We start from the raw sequence: 17,930 nt of genomic DNA, 5'->3' as shown, positions 1-17,930 counted from the left end.
CTCCATTCTAGAAATCGCGCGATTGGCCGGGCCTGCGGTAGTCGCTGCCCACCACCGTGAAGCCAGAGAACATCGACTCGAACACCCGCATGTAGAGGGCTGTCTTCAGGTGGTGGCGTGGATCATTGTATGCCTGGGTGATGTCGGTGATCGCGATCCGCCGCGCTGCCAGGTCGATCTCTACAATATCGGGCTGCTTGTTGCCGATAGCGCCAGTCGTATCGCCAAACATGGCCATCCGCCCGCCCCGCTCGAACTGCCGCCAGTCGTTGGGAAATCGGCTCTTGATCTCATTGATGATAGGTGTGATCAGCGGGTCGTTGCTGGCTATGAGCTGCCGCAGATAGGTGCCAGTGTCGGTGTTGAGCACGTTGCCGTTGCCGGGCGGCAGGCTGGTATGGGCGGCGATAGCGCGGTTGATATAGCGGAGCAGCGAGCGCATGCTGATCGATGCGCGTGCGAAGGCGAACGCGGTGCCGCTAGCCCGGCTGCGCAGATCGGTCACGGGGCCGCCGAGCGCCTGCCACTGGTGCGCTAGCTCGGCCAAGTTCAGCGCCTCAAGCCAGCGCCAGTTCTGCGCAAGCTCGTGGGATAGTTCGGCATCGCTCATCGTGGCTGTGGATCGGCTGCCGGTCTGGGTTGCGCGCTCGAAGTGGCTGCGCAGGAATGCCGCGCCCGCTGCGGTGATCTGGCCGAGCGGATCGACGTAGCGGGCTGTCCCGCTCTGCACCATGCTCGCGTTGGTGCGCGGCGGCCTTTGTGGCGCGGGCGCGGCCTGTGCGGGTGCCGCCTGTGGCGCGGGCGCGGGCTGTGGCGCGGGCTGTGGTGCGGGCGCGGCCTGTGCGGGTGCGGGCTGCTGCGGTGCCTGTGGCGCAGCAGGTCGTGGTGCGGTCGACTCGATCAGGTGCAGCCGTATAACCGCCTGCGGTGCCCAAGTCTGCACGCCCGCGATAAATGCCTCGCGCACGGTATCGCGCACCCCGGTGGCCCGGCCCGCCGTATCGCGGATCACCTGATGCGCCATACCATTTGTCATGGCATAGTGAATCAGCATGCGGCTGATCAGGAGATCGGGCATGGCGCTGCCCTCGAACGCCGACCAGCGGCTTGAGGTAAACAGCCCGATCAGCGCCTGAATCTCGGGCGAGCTAGTGCCGAGCCCGGCCAGATGCTCGGCCAGCAGGATGCGGCCCCCATACTTGCAGGCGATCTTCACCCGTGCGCCGAGGGTGGTGCCACTGGCGGCCAGATGATGCTGCATCATGCCGAGGTTCTCCGAGGCCGCCGCAGCCGAGGAGGCGAGCCGATCGGTCGGCTGGGGGGCGTGTCGCTGATCGACCTGATCCAGCAGGGCGAAATCGGCGCGCACCTCGTCGAAGAGCTGCCGCTCAAGGTTTTCAAGATGATCGCGCGCACGCTGGCGCTCGGCCTCGGGGGCGGGTGGCGACTGGGCGTTCAGGTCGGCCAGGGCCTGCCGCGCCGCAGTGAGGCGCTGCTCAAGATCCTGGCGGCTGCGCTGGGAGGCCGCATCGCCCGCGTTCGCCGCTGCGGCGCTGCTGCCAGCGGCGCGGCGACCCTGCTGGTGCGTGACCGCCTGATCGATCGCCCCGCTGCTGACATAGGCATCGGTCTGGAACCAGCGGATCTGGGCCTGAAGCTCGGCGATGCGGGCCAGATCGGGCGGGGTGCGCGCAAACTCGCTGGCAAGCTCCGCCGAGTGTTGGCGGATGAGCGCCTCGCGGGTCATCCGATCGATCACGGCGCTGGTGGCGTCGGGGTGGGTGGCCTGTGTGGCCTCGCGGGTGCGGCTGTACTCGCCCTCGCGGGCGGCGGCGAAGCTGCGGGCCGACTCGACCAGGCCGCGCAGGCGGGCGGCGGCGGCCTGTCCCTCGGGCGTGGTGTCGCTGGCGAAGCGGGCGTTTAGCTCGCTGAGGAAGCGCGCCCATGCCTCTGGCCCCTGGCCGCGCAGCTGCGCGGCAAACCCGGCGACGCTGCTGGCGTCGGCCAGCGTGGCGCGGCCCTGGGGTGTGCTGGCCGCAGCCCCCATGTTGCCCTCGCCAGCATAGCCATAGATGTTGGTGTCGATCACATGGTCGATCTCGCCGCCCACGGTGGCGCGCAGCTGATCGGCGAAGAACTGCGCCGCCTCGGCGGCTGAGCGCAGCTGGGCTGCGGGATCGCGGGGCGTGCCCTGAAAGTCGGCGCGCTGCTCGATCGGCTTGATGGTGATGTCGATATCGCTGGTGAGCGCTATGGTGCCCGCATTGGTCATGTAGACATCGGGGTAGGCGCGAAGCACACGCTCGTAGACGTAGTCGATGATGCGCTGGCGGGCCTCGACCAGGGCGCTCGCCGCACGAGCGCGCTCGCCGCTATGCTCTATCCCCGCTAGCATGCGCCCGATGCCGCTGCGCCAGTCGCCGACGCTGCGGATGATCTCGCGCGCGGCGGCGTGCACAGGCGAAAGCCCAGCTGGCGGGTGCGGGCGGGCGGGCTGCTGCAGCTGGTAGAGCAGATCGGCGAGGGCGTGCTGGGCCGCCGGGGCCTCGGGGCCGGTGGCCGCGCCTGCCGGATGCTGCGCGGCGCTTGGCGGCGCTGCCGCAGGCGTGTCGCTATGGGGCTGCGCATGGCCTGGCTCGGGGGGCAATGTTCCCGCTGCGGTGCGCACGCCCGCATCGCGTCGCCGCGCATTGTAGTAGTCATCCAGGTCGTGGATCATCCAGCGATACGCGCTGCTCTCCGGGTCGATCGCGCGGTCGCGGCTGGTATACTCGGCCACATAGGCGTCGATCGAGTCGAATGTCTGGCGTCTCACCTCGCCCTCAGGCGTGTGATACTCTAGCGTGACCGCGCGCGTGCTCGGGTCGACGGTGACGGCGGTGGTGCGCCGCGAGCCATCGGGCAGCTGGGCCTCGACAAACTCGGTGGTCGGCCTGCCGTTGCGCAGTGCCGCCATCACCGTGTTCCAGACATCGGCGGGCGCTGGGTTGCGCAGGGTTAGGATGTTCTCGGGGTTGCGGTGGATGTGTAGCGTGCCCTGCCAGCCCTCGCCATCGGGCGAACGTACGGCGTGCTCGCTGCCGACGGTCACAGCGTACTCGCCGGTGTTGGGGTTGAACCACAGCCCAACCTCGCGGTCGCCCGCCCGCGCTACCGCCTGCTCGTATGCCTGATAGGCGTTGTCTGGGGTTAGGTTGCGCTGCTCATGGCCGCTCGGAAGCTCGGGCTGGCTTGAGCGTGCGGTCGGGCGCGACTCGCGCAGGCGCGCCCGACCGGCCTCGACAAAGCGCTGGTGGTCGGCCAGCCGCGCCGCGCGGGCTGGGTCGGCGGTGTCGGCGGGGGCCGCTGGCGGTCGGCTGGGGCTGGCCCCGGATGCCGTCCGCTGGTCGGCGGGCTGGGCGCTCTCACTCTGCGGCGCGGCCTGCTGGGGGGGCGGCTCTGCGGCGCTGTCGTGGGCGGGGGCGGGGTGGCCTGGCTCGCCATGGGGCTGGCTATCCTGCGGGGCGGGGTGGCCTGGCTCGCCATGGGGCTGGCCTGTGTCGGGGCGCTGGCGGCGCGGGTCGATATGCGGGCCGACCGAATCTGGTGCGTTGATCCGCTGGTGCATGCCCACGGCGAACTGGATAGCCCCTGGGATGGCCCCGGCGATGATGCTCGCGCGCTGGCCTGCGGCGGCGGCGTGGGTTAGCTCGCCCCGTGCCTCGGCGGCGTTGATCGCCATGATCTGGTCGAGCGTCACCAGGTTGCCCCAGACAAAGCCCACGTCGCCGATCAGGTTTTCCACACGCTGCATCGCATCCACAAAGCTTATCGCGCGGGTCATGGTCTGCTCGGCCTGCAGTATGCGCTCGGCCCCCACGCCCATATCGACCATAGTGAAGAACCGCGCGCTGGTGACGATCCGGATGCGATTCCCGATCATGCTCACGCCCATGGCTACCCCGCCCAGCACCGCCAGCAGATCGTTGATGCATGTCGCATCGAAGCGCAGCCGATGCTCGCGCCAGCGGCGCAGCAGGTTGTCGCCGCCCTGCACCGCGCCCAGGATTCCCGATGCCGCGCCCAGGACCGTGCCAGCGGTGGTGAGCGTTGCGCCAATCGCCAGCCCCGCCCCGGTGGCCAGCAGCCCGATAGCGGCCAGGGCCGCCACCACATCGCCGATGCGGCTGCGGGCGATGTTCTCGTCGCCGGGCCGGTTGCTAAAGTTGGTGCGGCTGAGCTGAAGCGAGGCCCCGCTTGGCATCACCACCACAAGCAGGCCGCGCCCATACTCGTTCTGCTGCGCGAAGTTGGCGACCGCCGCCGTGGCCGCAGCTGCCGCGCTGGACCCGGTGCCATGGCCCACCTGGCCATCCGGCGTGGTCACATCCGAGACCATGTACGCGAAGGCGGCCCCATTTTCGGCTGGGGTGTTCGATGGGCCGATCTGTAGCAGCAGCGGGAAGGTCTGGCCGGTCACGCGGCTGGTGAAGACCGCGCGGGGCCGGATGATCTGGCCTGCCACCATATCGCCGCCACGGTCTCTCAGCAGCTCAATCTGCTCGTCTAGGCGATCGATCCGGCTGGCCGTATCCCGTAGCTCGTGGCGTAGGATGAAGTCGACATGGTTCCCGCTCGCGATGATCGCGTCGATGTTCCTGCTGGTCATGCCGAGGTCGGCAAGCTGGCGCTTGATGTTGGTGATGGCTTCAGCGCTCAGGTTTTCGCGCTTGAGGTCATTGAGCAGCGAAAGCACCATCCGCGCATCCGCCAGCTCGGCATCGAGCATAGAGGCAAGATCGCCGCTGGTGCGCAGCACGGCTCGGGCGCGATAGCGACCCATCTGGGCCAGCTGCTCTACCAGCGCAGGCCGCAGCGGGTCGTCGGCGCTCATATGGCTCAGCCGGTCCTCCAGCTGGTGGATCTGGGCATCGCGCTGTTTGATGTCTGCATCAGGACGATCCAGCTCCTCCTGGGCCAGCCGCTGCTGCGAGCGCACCTCGACCAGCTTGACCTGCACGCTGGCCGCGCGGCGGTACTCGCCGCTAGCCTCGGGCTGGGCCACGCAGCGCACCACATACCAGCCCTCGCGGCGCGGCCAGGGGATGTCGCGCTCGGAGCTATCGTCGCCGATCATCGCGCCCAGATCCGAGGCGTAGGCCAAGAGGTGCTGCCAACCAGTTGAGATGGTGATCTCATTCTGGAGCAGCACCCGCCACACCGCGTGATTGCGCTCGACCGTGCGCATGTCCTCGCGGTGCGACCGGCTGATCTCGGCATGGCGGTAGTCGCTGCCCTCGGAGCGGTCGACCCGGCGCGGCGAGAGCGCGCCACGCCGGGCATCCTGCTGCAGCTCTTCGAGCGTGCGGGTTGCGTCGGTCTGCAGCGGCTCGGCGGGCGAGGGAGGCTGGATGCTCTGGTTCTGGTCGATCGACATCTGCTGCGAGATCCGCTGATCAGTGCGCCTGATGATCTCCTCGGGGATTCTGATCAGCTCCCAGCGGTAGTCGACAGAGCGCATCGCCTCGGCGACGCCGCCGATCGGCGTTGGGTCGAAGGTGTTGAAGGCGAGCTGCATGCGGTAGCTGCCCAGCCCCCCCGCTGGCTGCATGGCTGGGCCGATAATCTCGGCTGGGAAGGGCGGCAGGTTGGCCGTGCGGCTGCCGCCGCTGAACTGGCCATCGGCGCTGGCGTGCCGAGGCCGCGAGCGCCGGGGCGGCCCCTCCTGCCCACTGCCCTGCGCTCCCGAGTCGGCGATCGGATGGCCGGGCACCACCACCATGCCACGCTCGCCCAGCGCGCTCGCAAAGGTCTGTGCGTCAGCGCTGCTCAGCTGCTCGTTCAGGAATAGGTGCTGGCTGGCCTGCCCCTCGGCCCCCTGGATGGATGCGACTGCGGGGTCAATGAATGGCCGCCCATCGTTATGATGGTAGACGCGGTGCAGCAGATAGCGCTCGTGCTGCACATCGCCGAGGCCGTAGACATAGGTTCCGGCGGGTATCGAGCGCGGCGCACGAAATGGCATGCGCTGCGTGATCGGGCTGCCATTGCCGTTATAGACGCGGATCGCGGTGCCGTCGGTGATCGTGATGGCGGTGTTGGCCCGGCTATTGGGCAGGAGCAGCGCTGATGCCTGTGTGGCGGCGCTTTCGAAATCTGCGGCGATGATCTCGGTCGGGTGGACGGCGGAGCTGCCCTGCCCGGTGTCGCGCTGCACGCTGACCTGCTGGCTGGCTGGCGCGGCGGCAGGCGCGCAGGCCGCTGGCGCAAGCTGCAGCGCCGCGCGGGCCGCCTGCTCGAACGCGTCGCCGGGGCTGCTGACCGCCACGCCGCCAGGCCCCGGCACGCCTGCGACCGGGCCGCGCGCCTGCTGGATGGTATGGGCGGCTTCGTGGGCGATCAGCTGGCGGCCCGCGACCGTGCCGGGCGACCACGCCCCATGTCGCAAGAAGATATCGTGGCCGCTGGTGAATGCTCGCGCCTCAAGCTGCTGGGCCAGCCTGTCGGCCTCGCTATCGGTGTGGATGCGCACTTGGCCCAGCGGGCTGCCCAGGGCCGCCTCAAGGTGGCTGCGCAGGGCCATGTCGAGCGAGCGCCCGCCGCCACGGGCCTGCTGGATGCGCGTGGCCAGGTCTTCCTCGGGCGGCTGATCGCGCTGGCTGCCATCGGGCGGGGCGGCGCTGGCGCTGCCAACATCCACACGGCTGGCCCACGGCGGCCTGCTGGCTTCGATATGCGGCTCGCCCGCCTTGGCAGGTACAGCATGCGCCTGGCTGTGCGGTGCGGCAGCGGGCGACTGGGTCGGCTTTGCTGGTGCGGCTGTACGGGCAGGTGCGCTGGCTTTTTCCATAGCTGTTCTACCCAACGAAATATCAAGCCCGGCTAGACATAACCGGTACGGCGGTCTAGAACCTCACCGTGATCGTAAGCTGTAGCTCCTGGCCCTTTGGCACATCGGGCGCGCCGGGCGTGGAAAATGGCCCAGGCCCCGATGCCGTGATGCCGGGCACGATCTGAAACGGCTTGGCATCGGCGGCCCCGGCGATGCCCTTGGCCGCCGAGACTGCATCGCTCACGGGCTGGGTGTAGGGCTTGATCGCATCTTGGATACGCGAGATGTCGTTGAGGTTCCTGAACGTCATGCCCTGGGCGACAATCTTGCGCATCGACTGCTCGCCCTCGCTAAAGATCTTGCTGAGGCTGGCGATGCTGGGGATGGGATCTTTGAGCGAGAAAGTTAGCTGCATATCCCAGCGCTGCTCGGAGAGCTTTGCGGAGAAGAAGAGGCCCTTGTACGAGGTCTCGAAGGTCAGATTCATGGGAAAAGCGATCAGGCTAAAGGTCGCGCCCTTGGCCTGCAGCGAGGTGGTGAGGCCTGACACCGAGAGATTGGCGCTGGCTGGCCCTTTGCGGATCGTCACGCCATCGGTCGCGGCGGTGATCGCCTTCTTGACCCCCTCGATCAGGGCGCTGTCGGGCGATGCGGGCAGGGGCGGGATGACCAGCGGAGGTGGAATTGATGGCAGTAGCAGGGGCGGCACGGCGATGCTCTGCAGCAGCGGATTATTGAGCGAGCGCAGCAGCGCCAGCGCTGATTTCCGCTCATCCAGCTGCTTGCGCAGCTCGCTCTGCTGGTCGGTGCTGAGCGCGCTGAACAAGGGGGTGATCTTCTCCTCTTTCTCGCCAGTGACAATATACAGCGCGGCGAGCACCACCTGGTTGGTGCTGCCCTGCTGCCCTTTCAGATGCGCGATCAGCGGCGAAAAAGGGTAGGTGATATACAGGCTGTGGAGCATCGCGACCATGGCGCTGATCGAAAGCGTCGACAGCTGCGCGACGGCGCTGGGGTACTGCTGGTTGAGCAGGGCATCGCCGATACGCTCGCGCAGCTTGTCGGTGCCGGATGTCTGTGGCGTGCTGGCCGGGCTGCTGGTCGCCTGATCTTGCTCATGGTCGGTGGTCATAGCTTCCTCGTTTGTTTATCCCAGATCGCCAGCGAACTGCTGCAGCCGCCCAAGCTGCTTGGCCTGCGCGCTCGCGCCGCGCAGCGGGTAGGCCGCGCCCGCCTTGCGATACTCGCGCAGCAGCCCGGCCTCAAGGTGGGCATCCCCCAGCGGCGCGCCCTCGCCGATGGCGAGCAGGGTTGCGTGCAGGGCGGCGTTGCGGATCTGGCCGCCGGTGAGCGCGCAGCGCACCGCCACCTCGCCCAGCAGTGCGGCGCTCAGGGCGTGCTGCGCTGGCAGGTGCAGCCGCCAGATCGCGGCGCGCTCGCTGGCCTCGGGCGGGGCGAACTCGATGGTGGCATCTAGGCGGCGCAGGAAGGCCTGGTCGATCCGGCTGCTGGCATTGGTGGTGATGATCACGATGCCCTGGTAGCTCTCCAGCCGCTGCAGCAGATAGTTGGTCTCCAGGTTGGCGTAGCGGTCGTTGGCGCTGCGCACATCGGTGCGCGCGGCCATCAGGGCGTCGCCCTCGTCGAGCAGCAGCAGCACATCCAGCTCCTCGGCCCGGCTCAGCACCATGTTGAGGTTGCGCTCGGTCTCGCCGATGTACTTGTTTACCACTGCAGCCAGGTCGACGCGGTAGAGATCCATCTGCAGCGCGCCCGCCAGCGCCCGCGCCGCCAGGGTCTTGCCGGTGCCGCTGGGGCCGGTGAACATGGCGCGCACGCCGCGGTTGAGGCTGCTGGCGAAGGCTGGCCCGGCGGTGTCGCACAGCAGCTCGCGGGCGCGGCAGCGCGCCAGCAGCGCGCGCAGGTCGTCGCTGGCGCTGCTGGCGGCCACCACCGCATCCAGCCCCGCTATCGGCTCAAGGGCGGTGGCCAGGGTCTCTAGCTCCTGGCGGTTGAGCGTGCGCGCGGCCTGCTGCACGTCGGGCAGGTCGACGGATGTGCGGCCAGCCAGCGTGGCGTAGGCGCGGGCCAGCGGCGCGGCGCGGGCGATATGCCCGCCGTTGAGCAGGAAGCGCTGAGAGAGCTCGTCGAGCGTGGTTTCCGGCATGGGTAGGGCGGTGCGCACCCAGAAGCTGCGGCGGGCAGCGGCATCCGGCATGGGCAGGCTGAGGCCTAGGCTCTGGGCGACCAGCAGCCCGCAGATGCCGCCGCCCGCGCCGAGGGTGAGCGCCACCGGCCCACGGTAGCCGGGCAGCAGCGGCAGATCGAGCGCCACGCCTGGGCCGGGGTCGCAGCGCAGCAGCGGCAGCGCACCGGCGATGCTAGCCAGCGGCCCGATCAGCTGCCAGGCCGCGCTGTCTGGCGCGGCGCTCTCGCACACCAGCAGGTCGCGCCCGATCGCCCGCGCCACCGACCCGGCCAGGGTGCGCCGCCCGCTGCCGCGCATGCCGCGCAGGGCCAGCGCGCCCACCTGCCCCTGGGCCAGCAGCGCGGGCAGGCGGAAGACCTGCTGGTGGAGGGCCGGGGGCAGCACCATGTCGGCCAGGTCGGGGAACTGGCTGGCAGGGTGGCTGGCGACGCCTACGGCGGCCTGGCTGCCCGGCTGGCCGCGCAGCGCATCCCAGAGCGGCAGCGGCACCTGCAGCGCCCACTCGGCGCGCGGGCTGTCGCGGTTGGCCACGCTCAGCAGTCCGTGGTCGATCAGCGTGCGGCTGGCTGGCCATAGGTCGCGGGCGAGAGCGCCAGGTGTGGCCAGCAGCCAGCCAAGCATGCCTATCGATGGCCGCCGGATGTGGCTGGTCGGCTGGAGCGCAGTGAACAGCGAGCCGAATCGCACGTCCTCCTCGATCAGTCCGACAGCTAGCAGCAGCAGGCGCTCCTCATCATCCAGACTGAGCGCCTCGGCGAGGTTGCGCAGCGGCAGCTGGCACCGCTCGCCCTGCTCGTAGGCTGCGATCTGCTGCTGCCACCACAGGTCGCCATCCTCGGGGCCGAGCGCGGGCGGCATGATGCTGGCCAGCGCTGACTCGTACTGCGCCAGAAAAGGGAAGCTCTCCAAGGCGTTTGCGTCGTCGATGGCGCGCAGATTGGCGAGCATGCGGCTGATCGCGCGGTACATCCACAGGCGGAAATGGCCATCTGGCCCACTGGGCGCGGCTGGCTCGATCAGGATCTCGCGAGCTTCGCTAAACCGTTCGCTCATGGCAGCCAACTTTCAGTCATAGTGGAAGCGCACCAGCCGCCCCAGCTCGGCGACCCAGCCGGGGTCGCGGTCGAGCCCGACGCGGCGCGCGGCGATGTCGATGCTGTCGAGGGCCATGAACATGTCGACGTGGGTCGGCCCTGCTACCAGCCTGCCCGGCACGCGCAGGTGGGCGTATGCCCGCTCTTGATCTTGCTCATCCAGACGCGCCGCCAGCAGATCGCCCACCAGCCGCAGTTGGGCCTGCAGCCAGGCCTCCTGCGCGGCGTCGGCGGGCGGGTGGCCGCCCTCGGGCGGCGGGGCGAGCTGCTCCAGCGCATCCCAGAGCGGATCGGCGGCGGGTGCGGCGGGCAGCATGGCCCGCGCGAGCATGGCCAGCAGCCGCCAGCCGCCGATGGTCGCGGGGCCGCATGGATCGGGCGCATAGCTGGGCCAGCCAAGCTCGCCCAGCAGGTTGATCAGGTAGAGCACGCCGCCCAGCCGCGTGGCCACGCCCTCGTAGGCGTGGGGCGGCGCAGCTTCTGCGGCCATGGTCGGCATGGCCCCTGCTGCGGGCGGCGCGGCCTGGGCCGCAGGCGGTCGCGGCTTTTGCTTCAGCTCCGGCGGGCGAGCCGCGCTGGGCAGATGCGTCTGCCCTGGCCTGCCTACCCCCACCTGCGCGGCCTGCCACGCGGCGGCCTGGGCTGCGAAGCCCTGGCTGCGGGCCAGCTGCGGCGCGTGCCAGAGCGCCAGCGCGGTGCCGAGCAGCCGCTCGGCGGCGGGCGCGAGCTGGGCGGGCGCGGGCGGAGCCAGCCACTGCCGCCAGGGCGCAGGCGTGCTTGGGGCATCGCTCGGCGGTGTATCGTTGAAAGTTAGGCGGTAGGCCGCATTAAGCGCGGCAGCCACTGTGGCGACCTCCTCGCGGGGCAGCATGGCGACCGCGCGCGTGGCGGTGCTGCCAAGCTGGGCCATGGCAGCGGGCAGCGCATAGGCGTGCTGCCGCCACAGCTGGGCCATAGCCTGGCCGGGCCGCGTAGTGCCCGGCCCAAGGATCGCCCGCCAGTACCAGCGCTGCGCCGCCGATCCATCGGCCATGTCGCGCGCGAGGGTGGCCAGCAGCTCGGCGTGGTCGGCGAAGGCCACGTATGGCTGGGCCGGGGCCAGGCCACCAGCGGCGGGCCGTGCGGCGGCGTGGTAGCAGCGGGCGATATGCTGGCGGAAGGCCTCGACCTGCGCGTGGGGCATCACCAGCGCGCTCAGGTCGAGCCGGATGCGCAGCGTATCGATGATCAGCACGAGGCCGCTGGGCAGACCGGCGGGCAGCAGATCGGCGCTGCCCAGCAGGTGCTCCACGCGCATCTGCTGGGCGATCTGCTGGCCGGGGCGGGCGCGCAGCCGCAGCCGCTGGATCGTCAGGCTGGGGTCGGCCTGGCTCATTGCTCACCGCTTATCTGGCTGATCAGATCACGCTTGACAAACAGGGTTATCGGCTGAATCGGTGTGAGATTCACGCTTTCGACCGGCACCCTGCGCAGCTCGGCGATCTCCTGCAGCAGGATGGGCGTGGCCAGGCTTTGGATGAGCGCGGCGCTGATGCCAAACCGGCTAAGATCGGCGGTGACGATGCCGACGCCGTAGAGGATCTCGGGCGCGAGCAGCTGGGCGACGTCGGTATAGGCCACATACAGATCGATCGGCGCGCTAGACGAAAAGGCATTGTGGTACCACGACGCACGCAGCTTGTCGTCGATCGTGTCGGGGTCGACCAGGGTGTAGAAGATATTTTCGCGCCCGAAGAAGCTGTAGTGGCTTAGCCCGCTCTGGTTGGTGTGCTCGCTCGCCAGCTGCGCGCACTGGCTGATCATATGCTCGTTCCAGGGGATCTGGGTCGAGAAAAACGGGAACATCGCATTCACTACGCCGCTCAGCTGCCAGATCAGCCGCTGCGCGAGGCGGTAGGCCACCTGGTAGAGGGTGCCGTATGGGATCTGCAGCTGGACCAGCCCGGCTGGCGGCAGCATGGGGAACACGCTGGCCGCACTGACCGTGCCGTTCACGCTGTCGGCGATCACCGCCTGCAGGTGGCTCTGGAACTGGGCGAGGCGGGCCTGGCCCTCGGCGGTGCGCCTGTCGCCGAGCAGCGGGGCGTACATGCTGAGCGCGCCCGACTGCACCAGCCTGCGGCGCACGCTCCACAGGTCGAGGTCGCGGATGCTGCCGCCTGTCCAGTAGAACACGGCGAGCGGCAGGTCGCAGCCCGACACATCCTGCCCGCCGAGCTGGGCCAGCAGGCCGTACTCCTGCGGCTCGGCGAGGTAGGCGCTCTCGATCTGCTGGAAGGTGAGGCTGCCGAGGCACCAGTGGGCCAGGCGGTTGCGGCGGTTGGTGTCATTCACACCCTGCTGTGCGTCGAAGCCATCCAGCCGGATGGCGCGGAACTGCAGGCCCTCCACCTCCCACTGGGCGGCGCACGCGGGTGCGGCGGCGCTGCCCGCAGCGGCTTTGAGCGGCGCGCTGCCCTCCAGCCGCGAGATCGGCGCGGCCACCAGCAGGTATGCGCCCTGCACCGGCGTGCCCGCCGCCCCACCGCCCAGCGCGACGGCGCAGTCTTGGAAGCGCCCGCCGTCGATGGCCGCCGCGCCAGCGCTGCTGGGCGTGGTGAAGGTCAGCTGGGTGGCCTGCGGCAGCCGCACCGGCTGGCCGCCCTTGGTGAACCCCAGCCCGGCGGCGACCCGCAGCGTGGCTCCACCCAGCAGCTCGACCCCCAGCCCGTGCACCACGCCGTAGCCCACCGCCTGGCCCAGCAGGGCCAGCCGCGCCAGCGCGGCCTGCTGATCGGCGTGCAGATCCTCGGCGGTGAGCAGGCGGCGGTTGGTGTAGTGCGGGGCCTTCAGTCCTTCCTCATAGGTGCTGCCGAGAATCTGGCTAGCGGTCATTGTTGGCCTCCTGATCGGGCAGACGGTAGTAGATGACCACGCGCTGATCTTCACCCGCCCTGCCGTAGCTGCCCGCGAAGGTGAAGGGCAGCTGCTCGCCGAGCTTGCTGAGCGAGGTCTGCTCGTCGCCGACGTTGACCATGATCTGCTCGCTGAAGAAAATGAAGCGCAGCCAGCGCGATCCTCTGCTGATATCTCTCCAGCTATTCTGGTTGATAAACAGATGGAAGACATTCGGCTGCCCTGGCTCAACGCCGATCTGCTGCGTGACGTCACCCATCTCGCCGATCTCGCTGAATTCTGCAAGTATGCGGAACTGCTCGGTGCTGAAGCTGGGGTCGATCGCCACCTTGTTCGACTCGGGGTCGGGGCTGGGGTGGAACCATAGCTCAAGCACAAAGTAATCGGCGTTGGCGCTCACCTGCGAGATCGTGGCGAGCGGCAGCGCTGGCTTTTGGCTGGCCTGGGGCAGCCTGCTGAGCGCATCCTGGATAAGCCTGCTGACCTCTTCCTCGGAGAGGCCGGGCTGGATGGGCGGCGACACGATGTGGTAGGCGCGGATGCTGCCGATCCCATCGTGGCCAAGGTAGCTGAGGTTATACTCGGCGATCTGGTCGGCCAGCACGCGGCCGTCGCCCAGGTGGATGTCGTAGGTATCGAACTGGAAGGTCAGCACGTCGCCCGCGTTCAGGCGTAGGTTTGTGGGCGGCGCGAGAACCCAGAAGAACTGCATGCCGCTGCGGGTGGTGGTGGGCACCACGCTAAAGCGGTGCTGGGTGGCGCTGTCGCCCACCCCGCGCTGCACGGTGATGGTGTTCGGCAGAATGATCGGCGCAGGAGTGTGGAACCACACCCGGAACCGCAGCGCGCCATCGATCAGCACGCTCTGCACCGTGGCGAACTCCTGGGCGGGCGTGCTGATGGCGGCGGTGTCGCTCACCACGGTGTAGGCGGTGATCAGCCCGCCCGCGCGGCCAAGGTAGTCGACCGCCTGGGTGTCGATCGTCTCGATCAGCGGCAGGCCGAGCGCGGCCACCTCGGCCAGCACAAAGCCGAGCGCCACCAGCGCGCCAGGCCGCAGCGGCGGCCCCTGGGGCGACTCGCTCACCTCGGCTGGCTCGATTAGCAGGTCGAAGATGTTCGGCCCGACCGGCACGATCTCGCGGAGGGACACCGGCCCGCCCTCGACGGTCAGCTCCAGCGCGCTGGCCGCCGGAAGGTCGACGATCTCGGGGTAGTGCAGCCACACCCGCAGCGTCGAGCCATCGCGCGCGGCCAGCGTGGCGAACGGGCGCTTCTCGGTGGCCGCGCCGGGCGTGCGCAGCTCCTGGATGAGCTGGGTGTGGAGCAGGAAGGGCCTGCCCTCGGCGCTGGGCTGGGCGGGCGCTCCGCTGGCATCCAGCGGGTAGGCGATGGCGGGCTGCTGCGGGTCGAACGGCTCCTCGGGCAGGAAGTCGATCTTGGCTAGCAGCACCCCGGCCTCGGCGGGCGGCTCGGGGGCGCTCAGCTCGGGCGGCAGCCCTTGGCGCGGGCGCACCTCGCTGGCCCAGATGGTGTAGAGCCGGTCAAGCGCGGCGCTGGCATCCTCGGCAGGCAGCCGGAACAGCTCGCGCGGCGCGTCGGAGAGCGACCCGGCCAGCATGGTGTCGAGCGCGCTGGCGAAGGCCTCGGGGTCGTCCAGCAGCCGCACCAGGTCGGCCAGCAGGGCCTCGTCGGAGTAGATCGGCGGCAGGCCGGGCACCGCGCGGATCAGGCCGGTGAGCGCCCCGAAGCGGCGCACGGCATCCCATGCGGGCATGGCGGGCGGCTCCCAACGCAGCTCGATCGCGAACGAGTCGCGGATGCGCGAGGGGGCCATACTATCGGCGGCGCTGTCGCAGGGCTGGCCGGGGATGGGCACCAGCGCGTCGGCGCACTCGGCGTAGCGCAGCACCACATACAGCGAGAGATCGCCCGATATGCCCGCCCGCTGCCGCTCGATCAGCCCTGGGTCGGCCTGCACCTGCTTGGCCAGCCACGCGCCCAGCCGGGCGCACTGGCTGCTGCGCACCACGATCGCGCGGCCATACTGGTCGATCGCCATGCCAGGCTCGACCGTGATCTGCAGGTCTTCCTGGCTGCCCTGGGGCGGTGCCACCAGCACCCGCAGCCCGTAGACTGTCCCAAAGCCATGTAGGCCACGGTTGTGCTGATACTCCTTCTCAAGGAAGTAGAGCTGCTCCTGCCGGAAGTCATCCACCCCCAGCACCATGCCGAACTCGTAGCTGACGCGCTGGTCGGGGCTGAGCGCGCCAGACGCCAGCGAGACGCAGCGCTGGGTGACGCCCTGGGTCGCCGCGATGCTCTCCGCCGCCTGGCCGATGCTGACCGATCCTGAACAGTTATTGCACGCGCACATCGCCTTCTCCTCATAGCGCCGGTAGCTCGCCGAGCATGTCGCGGTCGCTGATCATGCGATCTTCTAGGTCAAACGGGTACGAAGCCTCAAGGTAGGTCTCGGCCAGATAGCCCGCGCCGAGCAGCGTGGCGACAAAGCTGCCGCTCTCGCCCAGCGCGGTGTCGACCCCCAGCCGCGCCTCGCCGACGCGGAACAGATCCCAGTAGCGCTTCAGCTCTACCATGGTGTGGGCGGGCTGCTCCAGCGCCACGATCCGCTCGACCATGGCCAGATCTTGGGCGGGCAGGTCGTGGGGCACCAGCAGGGTGAAGCGGTGGGCGCTGGCCGCCACATGCGCGGGCGTCAGCGGCACCAGGGTCGGGTCGCCGCCCTCGGTCGGGTCGCCGTAGGCCAGGCCGCCCACCCCGCGCGTGCGGAAGCGCTCGATCACCCGCACGCGCACGCCCTCGGCCCCAGCTTCGTCAAAGATCCGCTCGTCGACCGCGCAGCCTAGGTAGAGCCGCACCGCGCTGAGCAGCCCGGCCACGGTGCCGCGTGTGCGGTAGAAGCGCTCGGCGTGGCGTATGAAGAAGCGCTGGCGCTGCTCGTTCTGCTGCTCGCTCCACAGCGGGTCGAAGCTGATGCCCAGCCACGACCCGAGCCAGCTGAGCGTCTCGGGCGGGGCGCTGCGCGGGTCGAGCAGGGCGGCGCTGTGCTCGATCTTCTCCTCCAGGGCGGTGTAGAAGCCTTCAAAGTTGGCCAGGAATCGCTCCATGAATGACGCCGAGCTTGGCTCTTCGCGGTAGATGGCGGGCAGGTAGCGCTCGGCGTAGGAGAAGCGCGGGAACCAGGCCCGCAGCGCCCGCAGGGTCGGCGTGGCTCTGCCGCTGCCCAGGATGGTGAGCCGCAGCTGGATGTAGCGCCCGCGCAGCTCCTGAAACAGCAGCTCCCATGTGCCGGCCTGGTCGCGCTCCTCGGCGGCGGCCCCGCGCAGGTCATCCCATGGCGCGTAGAAGGGCAGCTCGGCCCCATCGCCGCGCAGGTAGGGCGTGGGCTGGGGCAGCCAGAGCATCTGCTCCAGCAGGGCCAGGTCGTCGGCGGCCCGCGCCTCGATGCGCACCGCCGTCCCGGCGGGGATCTGGGCGTCGAGGGTGAGCCGGTGCCACACGCAGCCAATGGTGGCGCTATCAAACGGAGCGCCGGGGATGTCGGCTGGCGGGAGCGCGGTCTCGATCACCGCGCGCTGCTCGTAGTGGCACTCGACGAACGGGGCCAGCGGCACCCAGCGGTCGCGGAAGTCGTAGAACACCAGATCGCCCGCCGCCACCAGGGCCTTCGCGCCCCAGCGCCGCAGCGGCAGATACTCGCCGCTGGCGGGCGGCACTTCGGTGGGCGGCGCGGCGGTGTCCCAGTCCTTCTGGTCGAGCGCAAAGGCGAACACCTGGTTGCCGCTCTGCTCGGCCACGTACAGCGGGTAGGCCATGTCGCCCTCGGCCTCACACTGGCCGCAGCCGCAGCCACAGCCCGCGCTGGGCGGCAGGTAGGCCATGTCGTGGCCGCGCACCGAGAAGGCACGGCTGCCATCACCTCCGGGGCTGTCGTCGGCCACCTCCACCGCATCCTCAAGCGAGAGCACCGCCGCCAGCGCACCCTGCTGCAGCACGTAGATCTGCGAGAAGCTGCGCGATGGGTGGCTATCGAGCAGCAGCACGCTGCCGCCCGGCCCTGGCTCGATGCTGATCAGATCCATCGCCACCCCTGGGATAAGCGCATCGACCTGGGTGGGCCTAGGGAAGGCCTGGTCTGGCTGCTCGCTGCGCGGCAGCGCCGGGTCGGCGGGCTGGAACAGGGCCTCGCCGCCATCGATCAGGTCGGCCACGACCCGAAAGTTCGGATCGAGCCGCCAGATCTGCTGGTGCTCGCGGTCGAGGATGAGCAGGCTGCTGTCGGGGGTGGCCGCGATATCCCAGGGGGCGAAGGGCTGGTCGGCAGGCCAGCGCAGCAGCAGCGGCTCGCCGCCCCCGTGCAGGTCGAAGAGCAGCAGGCCGCGCTGGGCTAGGTCGCCCACCACCAGATAGTGGCGGGCAGTCACCGCCAGGCCGGAGAGCAGGCGCGGCACAGGGCTGGCCGGGGTACAGCTGGCGAAATCGGCACCCACCACGCAGCGGGCCGCCTCGGCCTGCGGCTGGCTCCAGAACGCCCGCGACTCGACCGCCCCCGCTGGCAGAAAGCGGATGCCCTGGCGCGCGGGGTCGATCCAGTACCAGTGGCCGTAGCGGTCGCGGGCCGCGCCGCGCCGCGCCTCGGGGGGCAGGGGCGAGCTGGCCCGTGGCGCGCGGAAGTGGCTGACGCGCGAGGCCAGCCGCACCGCCCGCCGCGTCGCATCCCAGGCCAGCGGCGGCGGGGGCGGGCGGCTGGCCGGGTCGCTGGCCTCGCTTTGCTGCGCCCAGCGCTCGCCGAGCGTGGCGGCGTCGCCCGCGATGCGGCAGCGGCCCCAGTCGCCCTGGCCAGCTATCAGGTGAAACTGTGTCTGGTTGATGTCCACTCGCGTCCTCTATCGTGTGA

At 69.8% G+C, this 17,930-nt stretch carries 7 protein-coding genes; all 7 read right to left on the bottom strand.

What is annotated here, in order from left to right; all coding sequences use genetic code 11:
* Positions 1–7: 7 nt before the first annotated feature.
* Genes F8S13_17875 through F8S13_17845 form a run of 7 tightly spaced genes read right to left on the bottom strand, consistent with a single transcriptional unit; the run spans position 8 to position 17,910 of the window.
* Positions 8–6,829 (bottom strand): DUF4157 domain-containing protein, encoded by a 6,822-nt coding sequence (locus F8S13_17875; GenBank protein ID KAB8141613.1) that lies wholly within the window; start codon positions 6,827–6,829, stop codon positions 8–10.
* Positions 6,830–6,884: 55 nt separating this feature from the next.
* The gene (locus tag F8S13_17870) at positions 6,885–7,943 is read right to left on the bottom strand and encodes a hypothetical protein (GenBank protein KAB8141612.1); all 1,059 of its coding nucleotides are present in this window, start codon (positions 7,941–7,943) and stop codon (positions 6,885–6,887) included.
* Between the two features lie 15 nt (positions 7,944–7,958).
* Entirely contained in the window at positions 7,959–10,073 is a 2,115-nt protein-coding gene (locus F8S13_17865) for an ATP-binding protein (GenBank protein KAB8141611.1), read from the bottom strand.
* 12 nt (positions 10,074–10,085) lie between these two features.
* Positions 10,086–11,489: a hypothetical protein gene (locus F8S13_17860; GenBank protein KAB8141610.1), complete on the bottom strand. Its 1,404-nt coding sequence runs from the start codon at positions 11,487–11,489 to the stop codon at positions 10,086–10,088.
* Entirely contained in the window at positions 11,486–12,988 is a 1,503-nt protein-coding gene (locus F8S13_17855; protein KAB8141609.1) for a hypothetical protein, read from the bottom strand. Before F8S13_17855 ends, F8S13_17860 begins: the two co-directional genes overlap by 4 nt.
* A complete protein-coding gene (locus tag F8S13_17850) occupies positions 12,978–15,386 on the bottom strand; it encodes a hypothetical protein (protein KAB8141608.1) in 2,409 nt (802 codons plus the stop codon). The genes F8S13_17855 and F8S13_17850 overlap by 11 nt, the downstream gene beginning before the upstream one ends.
* Before the next feature lie 10 nt (positions 15,387–15,396).
* Entirely contained in the window at positions 15,397–17,910 is a 2,514-nt protein-coding gene (locus tag F8S13_17845; GenBank protein KAB8141607.1) for a hypothetical protein, read from the bottom strand.
* Between the last annotated feature and the right edge of the window lie 20 nt (positions 17,911–17,930).

Source organism: Chloroflexia bacterium SDU3-3 (genome assembly GCA_009268125.1).
GTDB lineage: Bacteria > Chloroflexota > Chloroflexia > Chloroflexales > Roseiflexaceae > SDU3-3.
This window is presented reverse-complemented; position numbering and strand designations above follow the sequence as displayed.